Below are 15,847 nucleotides of genomic sequence, written 5' to 3'. Positions count from 1 at the left end.
GAGGGTGTCGACGCTGAAGGCGAGCCAGGGGTCGGGCAGGAGGTTCTGGAGGGCCCGGGCAAGAGTGGTCTTGCCGGAGCTGGAGCCCCCGTTGAGGACGATCACCTGTGTACGCACAGGGCGCAGCCTACGGCGGGAGCGCGGCCCCCGCGGACTTGGACTCCTGGCGGGCGAATCCTCCCACGTGGCGAACCCCTCCGGTGGCGGCGGCACGACGTACCCGAGCGCCTCGCACCAGAAGCGGGCGAGGCGCTCGGGTTCCGCACAGTCGAAGGTGACCTGGAATTGCTCGATCGATGACATCGGCCCGCCATGGCGGCACGCTCCGCCCACCGGGTCCCCTTGGGCGGCCGTTGGTCGTTCCGCCTCTCGTCGGGGAGGCCCCGTGGTGTGGTCAGGTCGTGCGCTTCAGGTAGGCCTCGATCTCGTCGGCGGCGCGGGTGGCACCGCCCGCTTCCCGGATGAGCCGCTGCGCCTCGGTTCCCCGCTCCCGCACGGCCGCGTCGGCGGCCACCTCGGTGATCGCGGCCCTCAGCAGGCTCACGTCGGCCTCCGCCGGCAGCAGTACCTGACCGAGGCCCAGCTCGGCCACCCGCGCGGTGTTGGCCGCGACGTCCGGCCAGGACGGCACGCCGAGTATCGGGCAGCCGGCGTCCAGGGACTCCAGCACGCCGCCCATGCCGCCGTGGGTGATCATCAACCGGGCGTGACGGAGCACCGCCAAGTGCGAGACCCAGCGGTGGACCTCGACGTTGTCCGGCAGCGGACCGAGGTCGGCCGGGTCCATCCCCCCGCCGACCGAGATGACGGCGTGCCAGGGCAGCTCGGCGAAGGCGTCCACGCACAGCCGGAAGAACTCCGGATGCTTGTTGTGCACGGTCCCCATCGAGACCAGCGCCACCGGCAGGCCGCTCGCCGGGGGCTGCCACTCCCCCAGGAAGGAGCGGTCCGTGAGGCAGGGCCCGACGAAGGCGAAGCGCTCGTCGAAGCTCTCGCCGTACGGCTGGAAGAACCGCGGCACGTGGACGAGGTTGAGGCTCTCGGTGCGCATCATGAACTCGTGCACCGGCTCCTCGACGTCGTACGAGGCCAGCAACTCGGCCATCCGGACGCCGAATTCGACCATCACCTCCTCGGTGAGCGGGACTGCGCCGTCCGCCTCCATCATCTGCTGCACGAAGGAGTAGGTGTCGTTGGAGGCGAAGAACGGCGTCGACTGGACGGCCGGGATCCCCCAGGTGTGGGCCAGCACCCGGCCGGACTGGAAGGCCACGGCGTCGTAGACCACCGCGTCGGGCCTGGCGTCGCCGAACCATTCCTGGACCGCGCGCAGGACGGCGATGTTCTCGTCCAGGAAGATCAGCGGTGTGCGCCCGTTCTCGGGACCGCCCACGCTGTCCAGCGGCTGGGTGGAGTCGTAGCGCAGGTGTTCGGCGCCGACCTCGGCCAGGGCCTGGGCGAACTCGTCGACGGCCGCGTAGGTGACCCGGTGCCCGCGGCGTACCAGTTCACCGACGACCGCCAGAGTGGGGAAGACATGGCCGTGGGCCGGGATGTTGACCATCAGGATGTGGCTCACTGCTACTCCGTCGGTGTCGGGAGGAGGGAAGAAGGAAGAGGGAAGAGGGAAGCGCGATGCGGGAAGGGGGAAGGAGCGCGGCAGGCCGCGCGGCTCAACTGGGGTCCTGGCCCGGGTCGGCCTCGGACTGCTGCGCGGACTGCTGCTCGGCGACCCACTGGCCGCCCGCGATCTCCTCGGCGCTCAGCTGCCGGCGCGGGATCCAGGCGGGGACGGTGCCCTCCTCGTTGCGGCCTTTGTCGAGGATCGCCAGGTTGTGGTAGAAGTGCGCGCCGGCCAGCGTCCGGTCGGTCCCGCTCGGGCGGTGCGCGGTCGGCGGCTCGTGCTCCTCGTGGTTGAGGCCGTCGAGCAGCTGCTTGAGGAATCCCATGCTGGTGGTCGGGTCGCCGAGCCGCTCCGAACTGCCGCCGTAGCCCGGCCAGTACGAGGTCTGCAGGTCCTCGATCACATAGAGCCCGCCCGGAACCACGTGTGGGAAGAGCGCGCCGAAGGCGGCGATGACGTCCGGGCAGTAGTGGCTGCCGTCGTCGATGACGATGTCGATCGGCCTTCCACATCCGCAGCGAGCCACCGCCCGCCGCCGGATCGGCGTAACCGCCGATCCCCAGCTCCAGGACGGTGAGCGGCCGGTCCCGCAGCGGGGCGAAATGCCGGGCGTAGTGCTCGGTGTAGTAGTGCAGCCCCCACTTGTCCGACCCGTGGCGCAGCGACAACTCGGCCAGGTCGAGCGGCTGTTCCACCAAGCCGCGGAGCAGTTGCTGGACGACCGGGAAGGCCGCCAGCGCGGGCAGCAGCCGAGCCGGGTCCTCGATGCCGTGCCAGGTGATCCTGGGCGTGCGGTTGCCTGCGGTGTGCCGGGCGCCGAAGACGGCGCGGGCCAGGTCGAGCAGGTCCAGCTCGACGGTGGCGCCGGGCTCGTCGGCCGGCCCGGTGCGGTGCTCGGCCTTGGGGCCGGCCAGCAGGTGGTGCCGGAGCACCTGGCCGTCGAAGGCGAGCTCGAACTGCACCACCACCGCCGCGGCGGCGGCGAGTTGCTCGCTCAGGTCGGCCCGGCCGACCAGTTCGTCCACCAGGTCGGCGGCCGTCTGCTCGGCGCCCGCCGACCTGATCACCGCTGCAAGCTGCTCCTCGGGCCCGTCCGCCGCCAGGACAAGGGCGCGGATCCGGCGCAGGCCGGTCTCGTGCGGGTCCGAGCCGTGGTCCGACAGGCCGTTCTCGTGCTGTCCGTTCTCGTGCTGTCCGTTCTCGTGCTGTCCGGTGAGGGCGGTCATGCGTGAGCCTTTCCACGAGGGAATCGAGAGGACGGGGAACGGATCGGGGCTTCTTCCGGGCCGGGGTGACGCCGTCGGTCATCGCCGGAGTCGGCGCAAGTGACGGCGGTCACAACAGGCCGGGGCGCCGGAGCGGTCGATGCCGAGGCCGTAGGCGGTGGTCAGGACCTCCGACCGACCATCGGACCAGGTTGCACGGAGACTTGTTCGAACCACTCCTGCACGGACCGGGAGGTCCGGTACAGCTCCAGGCCGTGCGGCTCGGCCCCGACGCCGCCGCCGGAACAGGTACCCCGAACTCCTGACAGCTCCCGTGACCCGGCGTGGCGGAAGGGGTGGTGGCGCGGACCGTGCGTGGTTCGGACCGTGCGTGGTGCGGCAGAAGTGGGCACGACAGCACAGTACGCGGAATACGGCGTCAGACCAGAGGTTCGGGAACTGTCTCGCGACGCGATATCGATACGCTATCCGGGTCTGGAAAAATGGCCGATAGCGTACCATCGGCATGCATTGTCCGCCCTCGGAAATGATTTGATTTCGGCCGGTCCGCCCGGGCGGACCCACGGGGAAGTTCAGGGAACAGTGCGCCCCGCCTTCTTCTCGGCCTCATGGAATTCCGGTAGAACGCGGGGCGGCCACGCTCCGACGCTCAGCACACCGAGGGAGTGCGCCCGGGAGACCAGAGCCGGCCGGTTCGCGGCCTGGAAATGGCGCATCATCAGCCCGATGCGGTACTCGATGCCCTGCCGACTCAGATAGAGCGACGCCGCCAGCCGTGCGGTCGAGGTGCCGATCGCGACGCCTTCCAGAATGCGGACGTCCACGGCGGTCAGCCGCCGGACGTCCGCGCCGCCGGCAAGGTGCCCGCCCGTCGGACGGGCGTCGGCGGCGGGCTCGGACCGCGGCTGCCGCGGCGCGGGCTTGATCTCCTCGGAGGTCGCTGCCGGTGTCACTCCTCGGTCTTCCTTTCCTGTCGTCCGTGGTCTCAGGTCCGAAGCGTGCCGGCGAGGTGCTCGCGGAGCATGTTGGTCACCTCGTCCGCCCGGTCGCTGAGGTAGAAGTGCCCGCCGGGGAAGACCCTGAGGTCGAACGCCGCCGTCGTGCGGTCGCACCAGCGCCTGGCTTCGGGGACCGGGGTCCAGCGGTCCTGGTCCCCGACCACGGCGGTGACCGGGCAGTCGACCGCGGCGTCGCGGTCGGCCCGGTAGGCCCCCAGAGCCCGGTAGTCGCCGCGCAGCGCGGGCAGCACCATCCCCAGCAACTCCTCGTCCTCCAGGAGCCGGGCGTCGGTGCCGCTCATCGCTCTGACCTCGGCCACGATGCCCTCGTCGTCGAGCGGGTGGGCGAGCTCGGGCCCGTCCGCGGACGGCCCCTTCCGACCGGAGACGAAGAGGTGGTCGATCCGACCGCCCGCGCGCTCAATCCGCCGCGCCACCTCGAAGGCGACCAGCGCGCCCATGCTGTGCCCGAAGAGAGTCAGGGGGAGGTCGTCCCAGCGGCGCAGCGCTTCGGTCACTTCATCGGCCATGCGGTGCAGGTCCTGGACACCGGGTTCCTCCCGGCGGTCCTGCCTGCCGGGGTACTGCACGGCCAGGAGGTCGACCGGGCCGCACAGCGCGGCGGACACCGGGAAGTAGAAACTCGCCGAGCCGCCGGCGTGCGGAAAGCAGACCAGTCGGCGCGTGGCTGTCGGCGAGGGATGGAAGCGGCGGCACCACAGGTCGCTGCCCAAGGAGAGGGAGGTCATGTCGGCCTTTCATTCCTTTCGAGAAATCCGCGCGGTGCCTGCGGGCGGGGTGTGGTGACCACGTGGGGCACCCTCGGCAACGGCGGCCGACTGGTACGTGCTGATACGGGAATCTCCGATCGACGGCGCTCGGCGAGTCACGAGCGCGGCATATGACAGCCTGCCATGTCCATCGGAATATCAGCAAGTACGCATCGGACCGTACCCGATCGCTCATGTCCGGTTCGATTCCGGCTGTTTCGCCAGCGAGTGGTGGGAACGTTGTGGCGCGGAGCAATCCTGTGGAGGCGGGTGCCGGCAGCCACGCGCCGTGGACCCGTTCGTCCGACCCGGTGCGGCTGCGCGGCGAGCACGGGTACCCGGTGGAACAGTGGCAAGCCCGATCGGGTGCTGCGCCAGGCTCCCCGTCCGGTGAGCGGCGGCGCCGGGCGCCGGCCTGTCCCGACTGCCGTGACGGTGCCGCGCAGCGTAAACCCGGCATGAGCGCAAGACCTGTGCTCTAGGAATACATCTAGATACGACAGGACCGCGTTGACCCGCACCAGGCCACCCAAGACGCTGGTGGCAGTCTTGCCCACCGGTCGTGCGACGAAGAGGACTCTCTTGAACTTCCTGTTGCTGGGCCCGCTTTCGGTCCGGTTGAACGCACGTGAGGTGCATGTGTCGGCGCCGAGGCAGCGCGTGGTCATGGCGTCGCTCCTGCTCAACGCCAACCGGGTGATCTCGGTGGACCGGATCGCCGAGTACGTCTGGGACAACGCCCCGCCGCCGAGTGCCGCCGCGACCGTCCGCACCTATGTGATGCGCCTGCGGCAGTCGCTGGGCGAGCACGCCTCCGCCCGGATCCTCACCCGGGCGCCCGGCTACCTCCTCGAACTCGGCGAGCACGAGAGCGATCTCGGACAGTTCACGGCCCACCGCCGGCGCGCCGCGGAGCTGGCCGAGCGCGGAGACCTGGAGGGCTCCTCCGCCGAGCTGGCCGAGGCGCTCGCCCTGTGGCGCGAGGAACCGCTGGTCGACATCCCGTCACGGCGACTGCGCGACGTGGAGGGCCGCTACCTCCAGGAGCTCCGCCTGCAGACCACGGAGCTGCGGTTCGACGCGGAGCTGGCGCTGCTGCGGCACGCCGAGGTCGTGCCGGAGCTGACGCGGCTGGTGCGCAAGCACCCCTTGCGGGAAGCCCTGGTGGGCAAACTGATGCTGGCACTGTTCCGCTCGGGACGGCAGTCGGAGGCCCTGGACCTCTACCGGCGCACCCGGGTGCTGCTCGTCGAGCAACTCGGCGCCGAGCCGGGCGCCGAGCTGCGCGCGGTCCACCGGAGCATCCTCTCGGCCCACGACCGGCCCCGTACGCCCGACCCGCTGAAGCAGCCCTCGACGGCCCCGGAGGCGGCCGTCGCGACGGTGCCGCCCGCCGCCTGGGAGAGGTCCTGCTGGCCGAGTCCGGCGCAGCTCCCCTCGGTCCCGCTCCCGCTGTCGGCCCGCTCCGGTGCGCTCGCGCGACTGCAGCACTTCCTCACGACCGGCACGATGCCGGCGGGCATGGTGGCGACGGCGGTGGTGACCGGCCGGGGCGGTGTCGGCAAGAGCGCGCTGGCCCTGCACGCGGCGCACGCCGTGCGCGCCTCCGCGGTGCACGGCCAGCTCTACGCGGACCTCGGCGGAGCCGCGCGGCCGCTGACCGCCCGGGCGGTGCTGCCGCGGTTCCTGGCGGACCTCGGTGTGCCCCGGGACGAGATACCCGAGGAGGAGTCGGAACGGGAGAGCCTCTACCGCTCGCTCACCGCGGGCCGCCGGCTGCTGGTGGTCCTCGACAACGCCTCCAGCACCGCGCAGGTACGGCCGCTGATACCCGGCAGCGGGGGCAGCAGGCTGCTGGTGACCAGCCGACGGCGGCTGGCCGACCTGGAGGGGGCGCGCACCCTTCTGCTCGACCCGCTGGACGACGCCGGATCGCTGGAACTGCTGGGCAACATCGTCGGGCCGGCCAGGATCGGCGCCGAACCGCGGGCTGCCCGTTCGGTGCTGACGGTCTGCGCGGGCCTGCCGCTGGCGATCCGGATCACGGGGACCCGGCTGCTGGAGCGCCCGCACTGGAGCATCGGGCACTTCGCCCGCCGGCTCACCGAGGCCCCGCGGCTGCTGGACGAACTGTTCGCGGGCGACCTCGGTGTCCGGCCCTCCCTCGACGCCGACCACGCCGGGCTCCGGCAGACGACTCCGGCCGAGGCCGGCCCGGCGGCGGTCGACCCGGCCGAGGTGTTCACCGCGCTGGGGGCCGCCGGAGCGTGTTCGGTCTCCAGCAGCAGGGTCGCGGTGATGCTCGGCTGCCCCGAGGCACAGGCCGAGGAGGCGCTGGACGCCCTGGTCGAGGCGAATCTGCTGGGTGCGCCGACGGAGGGGCGCTACCGGCTGGACGCGCTGCTGCAGGCGTACGCCGTCGAGCAGGCGCAGGCGGCCGCCGTGGGCCGGCACGACCACCCGTACCGGCGCGCCGGGTGACCCTGCCGACGGCCCGGCGACCGGCGTCCGGGGGCCCGGCCCCCCTTCGCCCGACCGCCTTCCCAGCGACCGCCTTCGCACCGACCGCCTTCGCGCCGATTCCTTCCGCCCCGATCCGCTTCGCCCCGATCCCCTTCGAGAGGACCCCCTCGCCATGGCCGACCAGACGACAGCCACCGATGACCTGCTCGCCTACGTCCGGGAGGTCTCCCTCCGCGACGACGACCTGCTGAGGGAGCTGCGGGAGACCACCGCGGACCTGCCCGGCGGGACCGCCATGCAGGTGATGGCGGAGGAAGGCCAACTGCTGGCCCTGTTGGTCGGGTTGACGGGCGCACAGGCGGTGCTGGAGATCGGCACCTTCACCGGCTACAGCACCCTGTGCATGGCCCGCGCGCTCCCGGCCGACGGAGTGCTGGTGTCCTGCGACATCGAGGACCGGTGGCCGGCCATCGGGGCCGACTTCTGGAAGCGGGACGGGGTCGACTCCCGGATCGACCTGCGGATCGGCGACGCCTCCGCCACCCTGGACGCGCTGCTGGCCGAGCGTGGTCCGGAGAGCTTCGACCTGGTGTTCATCGACGCGGACAAGGCCAACTACGTCTCCTACTACGAGAGTTCGCTGGCCCTGCTGCGCTCCGGCGGTCTGATCGTGGTCGACAACACCCTCTTCTTCGGCCGGGTCGCCGATCCGGCCGCGACGGACCCGGACACCGCCGGGGTCCGGGCCCTGAACCGGCTGCTGCACCAGGACCCCCGGGTGGAGCTGTCGCTGCTGGTGATGGCCGACGGGATCACGCTCGTCCGCAAGCGCTGAGGGCGGCGGGCCGGAGCCCGGGAGCGCCGGACCGCCGCGGCGGTCACGACCTTCCCGGGCTCCTTTCCGGCACGCCCAGGTCCGGCACGCCCAGGTCGACTGCGTCCACGGTGACGACGGTGGACACCACGCGCGGGCCGGGGACCAGGTGCAGGCGCTGGAGTCCGGTGTCCTCCGGAGCCGGTGCGAGGATCGCGGCACACGGGCACGGGGCTTCGTCCAGGCCCTCGAAGCCCGCGAACCGGTAGGCGATCTCCATCATCCGGTTGCGTTCGGTCTCCCGGAAGTCGGCGACCAGGTGGACTCCGGACCGGGCGGCGGAGTCGGCCAGCCAGTTCAGCAGGGTCGCGCCGGCACCGTAGGCGACGACCCGGCAGGAGGTGGCGAGCAGCTTGAGGTGCCACAGGCCCGGGTGCCGTTCCAGCAGCAGGACGCCGACCGCGCCGTGCGGGCCGAACCGGTCGGTGAGGGTGACCACCAGGACCTCGTGCCGGGGGTCGGTGATCAGGCCCCGCAGCACCGCGTCCGGATAGTGGACCCCGGTCGCGTTCATCTGGCTGGTGCGCAGAGTGAGTTCCTCGACCCGGGACAGCTCCTCGCCGGTGGCCCGGCCGATGCGCATCCGCAGGTCCAGGGAGCGCAGGAACTCCTCGTCGGGGCCGGGGGCGGCCGCCCGCTCCGCCTCGCGGCGGAAGCCCGCCTGGTACATCTGGCGGCGCCGCCGGGAGTCGACGGTGCTGGTCGCGGGGGTGAACTCGGCGAGTCCGGGGAGGGCGAGGACCTCCTCGGCCGGGTAGCAACGGACCTCGGGCAGGTGGAAGGCCACCTCGGCGCGCTCGGCGGGCCGGTCGTCGACGAAGGCGACGGTCGTGAGCGCGAAGTTCAGCCGGTCGGCGATCCGGCGCACCGACTCGGACTTGGCGCCCCACCCGATCTCCGGCAGGACGAAGTACTCGGCCAGGCCGAACGCCTCCAGCCGGGCCCAGGCGTGCTCGTGGTCGTTGCGGCTGGCGACGGACTGCAGGATGCCCCGGGAGTCGAGCTCCATCACCACCTTGCGCACCTCGTCCGGCAGGTGCACCTCGCCGTCCTCCAGCAGCGTGCCCTGCCAGAGGGTGTCGTCCAGGTCCCAGACCAGGCACTTGACGGTGTCGGCCATGTCGTCCTTCCTCGTCCTCTCGGCCGCGGGCCCGCTCACGGTGCCCCCGCGGTGGCGAGGGCGTGCTGCGCCAGCATCAGCCGGCACAGCTCGTTGCTGCCCTCGATGATCTCCATCAGCTTGGCGTCCCGGTACGCCCGGGCCACCGCGTGCCCGTCCCGGGACCCGGCCGAGGCCAGTACCTGGACGGCCGTCGCCGCGCCCCGGGCGGCCTGGGTCGCGCTCACGTGCTTGGCCAGTACGGTCGCCACCACCTGGTCCGGCGACCCGTCGTCCCAGCAGCGGCTGGCGTGCTCGCAGGCCCGCGTCGCCACCTGCTCCGCCGTGTAGAGGTCGGCGAGGTGTCCGGCGACGAGCTGGTGCTCCGCGAGCGGCCGGCCGAACTGCTCCCGTCCGGCGGCGTGTGCGGTGGCCGCCGCCAGACAGGCCCGCAGGATGCCCACGCACCCCCAGGCGACGGACATCCGCCCGTAGGCCAGCGCGGTCGTCACCAGCAGGGCGGGCGGCAGCCCGTGACCCCCCAGGACGCTGTCGGCCGGCAACCGCACCCCGTCGAGGTGGATGTCGGCGTGCCCGGCCGCGCGGCAGCCGAGCGGGTCGGCGATCCGCTCGATCCGGAGGCCGGGTGTGTCGGCGGGCACCACGACGGCCACCGCGCCGTCCTCGTAGCGGCCGACGACGACCAGCAGGTCGGCGTAGTGGGCTGCGGTCACCCACTTCTTGTGCCCGTCGACGACGACCGCGTCGCCGTCGCGGCGGACGGTCGTCGTCATCGCCGAGAGGTCGCTGCCGGCACCGGGCTCGCTGAAGCCGACCGCCGCCAGTGCCCCGCCGGTCAGCCGGGGGAGGTGGGCGGCCGACTGCTCGGCGGTGCCCAGGCGCTGGATGGTCCAGGCCGCCATGCCTTGGGAGGTCATCACGCTGCGCAGCGAGCTGCACAGGCCGCCCACGTGGGCGGTGTACGCGCCGCTGTGCGTGCTGCTGAGCCCCCAGCCGCCGAACTGCTCCGGGACTTCGGCGCACAGTCGGCCCTCGGCGCCGAGTTCGCGCAGCAGCGTCCGAGGGATCAGGCCGCTCCGGTCCCACTCCCCCGCCAGGTCGCCGACCCGCAGGGTGACGGAGGTCATGGCACCGCTCAGGTCCTCACCCATTCCGGCCGCCCGCGGCGGGCACCCGGAGCCGGTCCACCAGCTCCGCCATCCGCCGGACGGTGCGGAAGTTGTCCAGCCGAAGGTCCGCGCCGCGGACGGCGATGGCGTAGGTCTTCTCCAGGTGCACCACCACCTGCATGGCGAACAGGGACGACAGGCCGCCGGCGTCGAAAAGGTCGGTGTCGGCGTCCCAGGCGGTTCCGGTGCGCGTCTCCAGGAATCCCAGCAGCTCCTTCTCCAGGTCGTGGGTGTTGGGCGTGTTCGCTGTGGTCATGGCCTTCTCCTCGTCGGGGTGATCGGGTGCGGTGCTCCGCTCGGGCGCGGTGCTCAGCCGTAGTCGTAGAAGCCGCGCCCGGACTTGCGGCCCAGCCGCCCCTCGCGGACCAGCCGGAGCAGCAGTTCGGTGGGGCGGCAGCCGTCGTCGCCGGTGCGTTCGTGGAGGACGGTGAGGGAGTCGACAAGGTTGTCGATGCCGATCAGGTCCGCGGTGCGCAGCGGGCCGGTGGGGTGTCCCAGGCAGCCCTGCATCAGGGCGTCGACGTCCTCGGCGGTCGCCGTGCCCTCCTCCACGACCCGGGCCGCGTCGTTGATCATCGGGTGCAGGATGCGGCTGGTCACGAAGCCGGGTGCGTCCCGGACGACCACCGCGCGCCGCCGCAGGGCCGTGAGCAGGGCCGCCACGGCGGCCATCGCGGCGTCCCCGGTCCTGGCGCCGCGGACCACTTCGGCGGTGCCGATCAGGTAGGGCGGGTTCATGAAGTGGGTGCCGACCAGTTCCTCCGGACGCTCCAGGGCCCCGGCCAGTTCGTCGACGGGGATGGAGGAGGTGTTGGTGATCAGCAGGGTTCCGGGCCGGACCAGCCCCGAGACCTCGGACAGCACCGCGGCCTTGATCGCGGCGTTCTCGGTGACCGCCTCCACGACGGCGGTGGCTCCGGCGGCGGCCTTGAGCGAGGTGCCGGTGGCCAGGGTGCCGAGGGCCGTCCCGGCCGGCAGGGCGCCCATCAGCTCGGCCAGCCGGAGTTCGCCGTCGATCAGGCCCGAGGCCCGGTCGAGCCGTTCCCGGTCGATGTCGACCAGGTGGACCGGCAGGCCGTGCCCGAGGGCGAGGACGGTGATTCCGACGCCCATCACCCCGGCTCCCAGCACGGTGAGGGCGGGTCGTGCGGGGGGATCGTCGTACGGGGCCGCGGTCAACGGGGTCTCCTTCGTCTTCACAGGTCGTCGGGGGTGCGCAGGGTGCTGCCGAGCCAGTCGGCGACGGCGTCGCCGGTGGTCGCGACATGCTGTTCCATGATCGAGAAGTGGTCGCCGGGAACGTCGACGACGGTGTCGGCGCCGTCCCAGGTCGAGCGCCAGTCACCGGCCTCGGCGGACGGGCGGCCGAGCGGGGTGGAAGCGCGGACCAGCAGCAGCGGGGCACTGACCGCCGGGGGTTTCCAGTCGTCGAGCAGACGGAAGTAGCCGCCCATCGCGGTCAGCCTGGTCCCGTCCATCGGGGCCGCCCGGTCCTCGCGGGCGAACATGCCGCCCAGCAGGACGTCGTTGAACTGGGTGATGCCCTGGTTGTCGGAGAGGTAGGTGTCCAGCAGCACCACGGCCGCCGGGCCCTTGCCCCGCCGCTCCAGCTCGGCGGCCACCCCGTGGGCGAGCGTGCCGCCGGAGGAGGAGCCGGCCAGGACGAGCGTCCGTCCGGGCAGTTCCCGGAGCAGTGTGGTCGCCTGGAAGTCCAGCAGGGCCGCCATGTCGGCGGGCAGTTCCTCCTCGGGGGTGAATCCGGGGGCGTCCAGGGCGGCGACCGCGTAGCGGTCCCGGAACCGGGAGGCGAAGCGGGCGTACTGGTGGGCGCCGCCGAGAGCCACGATGGAGCCGAAGCAGACGACACGGGGGCGTCCGCGCGCTCGTTCAGTCGCAGCAGCCGCGGGCCGGTACCGGCGGCCGCGAGGTCGCCGCCGCCGTGGAAGGCCGGGCGCAGGGCGGAGGCGTTCTTGAGCAGGGCGATGCCCTCGTCGATCCGGCCGAGCACGCAGGCCCGGCGGAACAGCACGCTCACCGGGTCGGCGTCGGCGGTGTCGGCATCGGTGCCCGGTACGGCGGCTCCGGGTGCGCCGGTTCCGGGTGCGGGTGCCGTTCCGGGCCGGGGGGTGTCCTCCGTCCGGGCCTCGGTGGCGAGGCGCGCCGCAAGCGCGGCGGGGGTGCCGCTGTCGAAGACGGCGGAGGGCCGCAACCGCAGTCCGGTGGCGGCGGCCAGCCGGTTGCGGAGCTCGACCGCGGTCAACGAGTCGAACCCGACGGAGAGGAAGGGCACCGTCGCGGACAGCGCCCCGGAGTCGGTGTGGCCGAGGACCTCGGCGGCCTGGGCGAGGACGAGTTCGCGCAGGACGAGTTCGCGTTCCTGGTCGTCGGCGGCGGCAGCCAGCCGGCGCCGCAGCATTGCGGCGGCGGTCGGCGTGCTCCGCGCTCCGGTCGTCACGACCGGACTGCGCCGGACCAGGGAGCGCAGCATCGGGTGCACCGGGTCGTCGCCGCGCGCGGTGAGGTCGAGGTGGGCCAGCACCACGGGGCTCCCGTCCCCCGGCGGGGCGGCGTCCGCGGCGCACACGGCGTCCAGCAGGGCCATGGCCTCCTCGTCGGAGAGACCCCGGGCGCCGCGCCGGTCGATGCGCCGCCGGTCGGGGCCGTCGAGCTCCGCCGTCATCCCGCTCACCCGCTCCCAGGGGCCCCAGGCCAGTGACAGGCCGGGGAGTCCGAGCCGTCGACGTTCCGCGACGAGGGCGTCGAGCGCGGCGTTGGCGGCCGAGTACGACGCCTGGCCGGGGCTGCCCAGCACGCCCGCGGCGGAGGAGAACACGACGAACGCGGAGAGGTCCGCTCCGCGCGTCAGCCGGTCGAGGTGGCGGGCGGCGTCGAACTTGGGCTGCAGGACGGCGGTCATCCGCTCCCCCGTCAGCCCGTCCAGCAGACCGTCGTCGAGCACTCCGGCGGTGTGGACCACTGCGCACAGGGGATGGCGTTCGGGGACGGCCGCCAGGGCGGCGGCCAGGGCTCGACGGTCGGACACATCGCAGCTGAGGGAGGTCAGTTCGGCTCCGGCCTCGGCCAGCTCCGCCGTCAGCTCCGGCATGCCGGGGGCCTCGGCGCCGCGACGGCTCAGCACGAGGAGGTGGCGTACCCCGTGCGCGGCGACCAGATGGCGCGCCAGGACGGCCGCGAGGGAGCCGCCGCCGCTCACCAGTACCGTCCCCTCGGAGGATCCGAACGGGCCGGCCGGCCGGACCGTCGTCGCGGTGGCCGTGGTGGCGGCCGTACCAGTCGGGGCGCGTGCAGGACGCCGCCGCGCAGGGCCGCCTGCGGCTCGCCCGTGGCGAGGAGGTCGGCGAGCGCGTCGCCGAGACCGTCCGGGTCCGGCCCTTCGGTGTCCAGCAGCACGAACCGGTCGGGGTGTTCCAGCTGAGCGGCCCTCAGCAGGCCCCACACGGCCGCAGCGCCGAGGTCGGCCGGCTGGGGCTGCGCACCGAGCGGGCCGGTCGCCCCTCGGGTGAGCACCACCAAGGGCGTACGGGCGGTGCTGTCGTCGGCCAGGTGGGCCTGAACACGGTCCAGGACCTCGGCCGCGACCGCGTGCACCACCGCGGGGTCCGCGTCCCCGGTCACGGTGCCGGCGGACGGGGGGCAGGTCATCAGCAGCGCGTCGGGTGTCGCGGACAGCGGATCGGCGGGGAAGCCGGCCGGCAGCAGCCGCTCGTCCCGCGGGCCGAGCAGGCCCCAACGGGTGACCGGGCGTGGGCCGGGCCCGGCGGTGACCGGCGTCCAGCCGACGTGGAAGACGGAGCCGGCGGACGCCCGCAGTGCGGCAGTGGACGCCGTGCGCAGGGTGAGCGAGCCGACCGTCGCCACGGTGCGCCCCGAGGGATCGGTGATCCGCGCGGTGACGGCATCGGGACCGTCGGGGCTCAGCCGGACGCGCAGGACCGGCGCGTCGGAGGCCTCGATCGCGACGCGCTGCCAGGAGATGCCAGGAGAACGGCAGGGGGACGCCGTCGGCGGGCTCCGCGGTCGCGGCGCCTTCGCGCAGACCGGTCGTCTGGAGGGCGGCGTCCAGGAGGGCCGGGTGCACTCCGAAGCCGTCCGCTCCGATGCCGGGGAGGCCGTCGGGCCGGGCCACTTCGGCGTGGATCGCGTCCGGGGTGCGCCATGCGGCGCGCAGGCCCCGGAACGCCGGGCCGTAGGCGACACCGCGTGCTTCAAGCAGCCCGTACAGTTCCTCCACGTCCAGCGGGACGGCGTCGGGCGGGGGCCACGTACCGGCCGTGTCGGCCGAACCGACCGGATCGGCCGTGTCGTCCCGGTCGGCCGAGGGGTCCAGGGGGCCGACCGTGCCGGTCGCGTGCCGGGTCCAGGGCCGGTCGGCGGCACCGGGGGTGGCCTCGGGCCGGGAGTGGACCTCCACCGGACGCCGCCCCGTGCCGTCCTCGGCACCCACCCGTACCCGCAGTTGTACGGCGTGGTCGTCGGCGGCGCCGCCGGGCAGCAGCAGCGGGGCGGCGAGGGTCAGTTCCTCCACGAGAGCGCAGCCGAGGCGGCGGCCCACGTGCGCGGCCAGCTCCACGAGGGCCGCGCCGGGCAGGATGACGGCGCCGGCCACGGCGTGGTCGACGAGCCAGGGGTGGGTGGCCGGGGAGAGCCGACCGGTGAACAGGGTGCCCGCGTCGTCGGGCAGTTCGACCGCGGCGCCGAGCAGCGGGTGGTCCGCGGCGGACTGGCCGACGGCCGCCCGGTCGTGGTCCGCCGACAGGGCGTCGAGCCAGTAGCGGCGTCGCTGGAAGGCATAGGTGGGCAGGTCCACCCGCTGGGCGCCGGTTCCCGCGAACAGCCGCTCCCAGTCGACGCGCAGGCCCCGGACGTGTGCCTCGGCGAGGGCGAGCTGGAGCCGGCGGAGCCCTCCGGCCCCGCGCCGCAGGGTGTCGAGCACCAGCGTCTCCGGGGCGCCCGCGTCGGCGGCCGTGTCCTCGATCGCGTACATCAGGGCGGGCTGGGGGCCGGACTCGATGAAGACGCGGTGCCCGGCCGCGAGGAGCGAGCGGGTCGCCCGCTCGAACTCGACGCCCTGCCGGAGGTTTCGGTACCAGTACTCGGCGTCCAGGGCCTTCGTGTCCAGCAGGTCGCCGGTCACGCCGGAGTAGTAGGGCACCGAACCCGAGCGGGGGGTGATGCCGTCCAGGTCCGAGAGCAACCGCTCGCGGATCTCCTCCACCTGCGAGGAGTGCGACGCGAAGTCGACTTCGATGCGACTCGCCCACACTCCTTCCTCCAGGAGTTGCTCAACCAGTGCCGTGACGGCGTCCGCGTCGCCCGACACCACGGTCGACGACGGCCCGTTGACCGCCGCCACCGACAGCCGCTCCCCCCACGGGGCTGTCCGCTCCCGCGCCGCGTCCACCGGCAGCGGCACCGAGGCCATACCGCCACGACCCGCCAGCACCCCCACCGCACGGGACCGCAGCGCGGCCACCCGGGCCCCGTCGTCGAGACTCAGGCCGCCGGCCACGCAGGCGGCAGCGATCTCACCCTGGGAGTGGCCGACCACGGCGTCCGGCACCACACCGAACGAACGCCACACC

Annotated in this window: 11 protein-coding genes and 4 pseudogenes; 2 read left to right on the top strand and 13 right to left on the bottom strand. The window is 73.4% G+C overall.

Annotated features, from left to right (window positions below; all coding sequences use genetic code 11):
• The 7 genes and pseudogenes from VR45_RS48020 to VR45_RS28230 all read right to left on the bottom strand — a co-directional run.
• A pseudogene (locus VR45_RS48020) lies at window positions 1–105 on the bottom strand (chloramphenicol phosphotransferase CPT family protein); the annotation flags it as partial.
• A 51-nt stretch (window positions 106–156) separates the two neighbouring features.
• Window positions 157–303, bottom strand: a pseudogene (locus tag VR45_RS48015) (VOC family protein); the annotation flags it as partial.
• 91 nt (window positions 304–394) lie between these two features.
• Window positions 395–1,579, bottom strand: a complete 1,185-nt coding sequence (locus tag VR45_RS28245) for a macrolide family glycosyltransferase (protein ID WP_045942682.1) — start codon at window positions 1,577–1,579, stop codon at window positions 395–397.
• Window positions 1,580–1,673: 94 nt separating this feature from the next.
• Window positions 1,674–2,150, bottom strand: a complete 477-nt coding sequence (locus VR45_RS49090; RefSeq protein ID WP_052709441.1) for a hypothetical protein — start codon at window positions 2,148–2,150, stop codon at window positions 1,674–1,676.
• Window positions 2,151–2,484: 334 nt separating this feature from the next.
• Window positions 2,485–2,850: pseudogene (locus VR45_RS50685) on the bottom strand (hypothetical protein); the annotation flags it as partial.
• Between the two features lie 572 nt (window positions 2,851–3,422).
• Window positions 3,423–3,803, bottom strand: coding sequence for a LuxR family transcriptional regulator (locus VR45_RS28235; RefSeq protein WP_045942681.1), 381 nt, complete (start codon window positions 3,801–3,803; stop codon window positions 3,423–3,425).
• Window positions 3,804–3,835: 32 nt separating this feature from the next.
• A complete protein-coding gene (locus tag VR45_RS28230) occupies window positions 3,836–4,597 on the bottom strand; it encodes an alpha/beta fold hydrolase (RefSeq protein ID WP_045942680.1) in 762 nt (253 codons plus the stop codon).
• A 561-nt stretch (window positions 4,598–5,158) separates the two neighbouring features.
• Here VR45_RS28230 and VR45_RS28225 point away from each other — a divergent pair.
• Window positions 5,159–7,099 (top strand): AfsR/SARP family transcriptional regulator, encoded by a 1,941-nt coding sequence (locus VR45_RS28225; RefSeq protein WP_286163509.1) that lies wholly within the window; start codon window positions 5,159–5,161, stop codon window positions 7,097–7,099.
• A gap of 154 nt (window positions 7,100–7,253) precedes the next feature.
• Window positions 7,254–7,916: a class I SAM-dependent methyltransferase gene (locus tag VR45_RS28220; protein ID WP_045942678.1), complete on the top strand. Its 663-nt coding sequence runs from the start codon at window positions 7,254–7,256 to the stop codon at window positions 7,914–7,916.
• 43 nt (window positions 7,917–7,959) lie between these two features.
• Here VR45_RS28220 and VR45_RS28215 read toward each other — a convergent pair whose 3' ends face one another.
• From VR45_RS28215 to VR45_RS28195, 6 genes and pseudogenes are all read right to left on the bottom strand, one after another.
• Window positions 7,960–9,075 carry an HAD-IIIC family phosphatase gene (locus tag VR45_RS28215; protein WP_045942677.1) on the bottom strand — a complete coding sequence of 372 codons (1,116 nt, stop codon included), beginning with the start codon at window positions 9,073–9,075 and terminating at the stop codon, window positions 7,960–7,962.
• Window positions 9,076–9,110: 35 nt separating this feature from the next.
• Window positions 9,111–10,226, bottom strand: a complete 1,116-nt coding sequence (locus VR45_RS28210; protein ID WP_045942676.1) for an acyl-CoA dehydrogenase family protein — start codon at window positions 10,224–10,226, stop codon at window positions 9,111–9,113.
• Entirely contained in the window at window positions 10,219–10,500 is a 282-nt protein-coding gene (locus VR45_RS28205) for an acyl carrier protein (RefSeq protein WP_045942675.1), read from the bottom strand. Before VR45_RS28205 ends, VR45_RS28210 begins: the two co-directional genes overlap by 8 nt.
• A gap of 53 nt (window positions 10,501–10,553) precedes the next feature.
• The gene (locus VR45_RS28200) at window positions 10,554–11,423 is read right to left on the bottom strand and encodes a 3-hydroxyacyl-CoA dehydrogenase family protein (RefSeq protein ID WP_045942674.1); all 870 of its coding nucleotides are present in this window, start codon (window positions 11,421–11,423) and stop codon (window positions 10,554–10,556) included.
• Window positions 11,424–11,440: 17 nt separating this feature from the next.
• A complete protein-coding gene (locus tag VR45_RS49080) occupies window positions 11,441–12,088 on the bottom strand; it encodes an alpha/beta fold hydrolase (protein ID WP_234326246.1) in 648 nt (215 codons plus the stop codon).
• 368 nt (window positions 12,089–12,456) lie between these two features.
• Window positions 12,457–15,813 (bottom strand): annotated as a pseudogene (locus VR45_RS28195) (SDR family NAD(P)-dependent oxidoreductase); the annotation flags it as partial.
• Between the last annotated feature and the right edge of the window lie 34 nt (window positions 15,814–15,847).

The sequence above is a fragment of the Streptomyces sp. NRRL S-495 genome (assembly GCF_000966955.1).
Classification (GTDB): Bacteria; Actinomycetota; Actinomycetes; order Streptomycetales; family Streptomycetaceae; genus Kitasatospora; species Kitasatospora purpeofusca.
The sequence above is the reverse complement of the archived record's forward strand: the minus strand, read 5'-3'. Positions and strand labels throughout refer to the sequence as shown.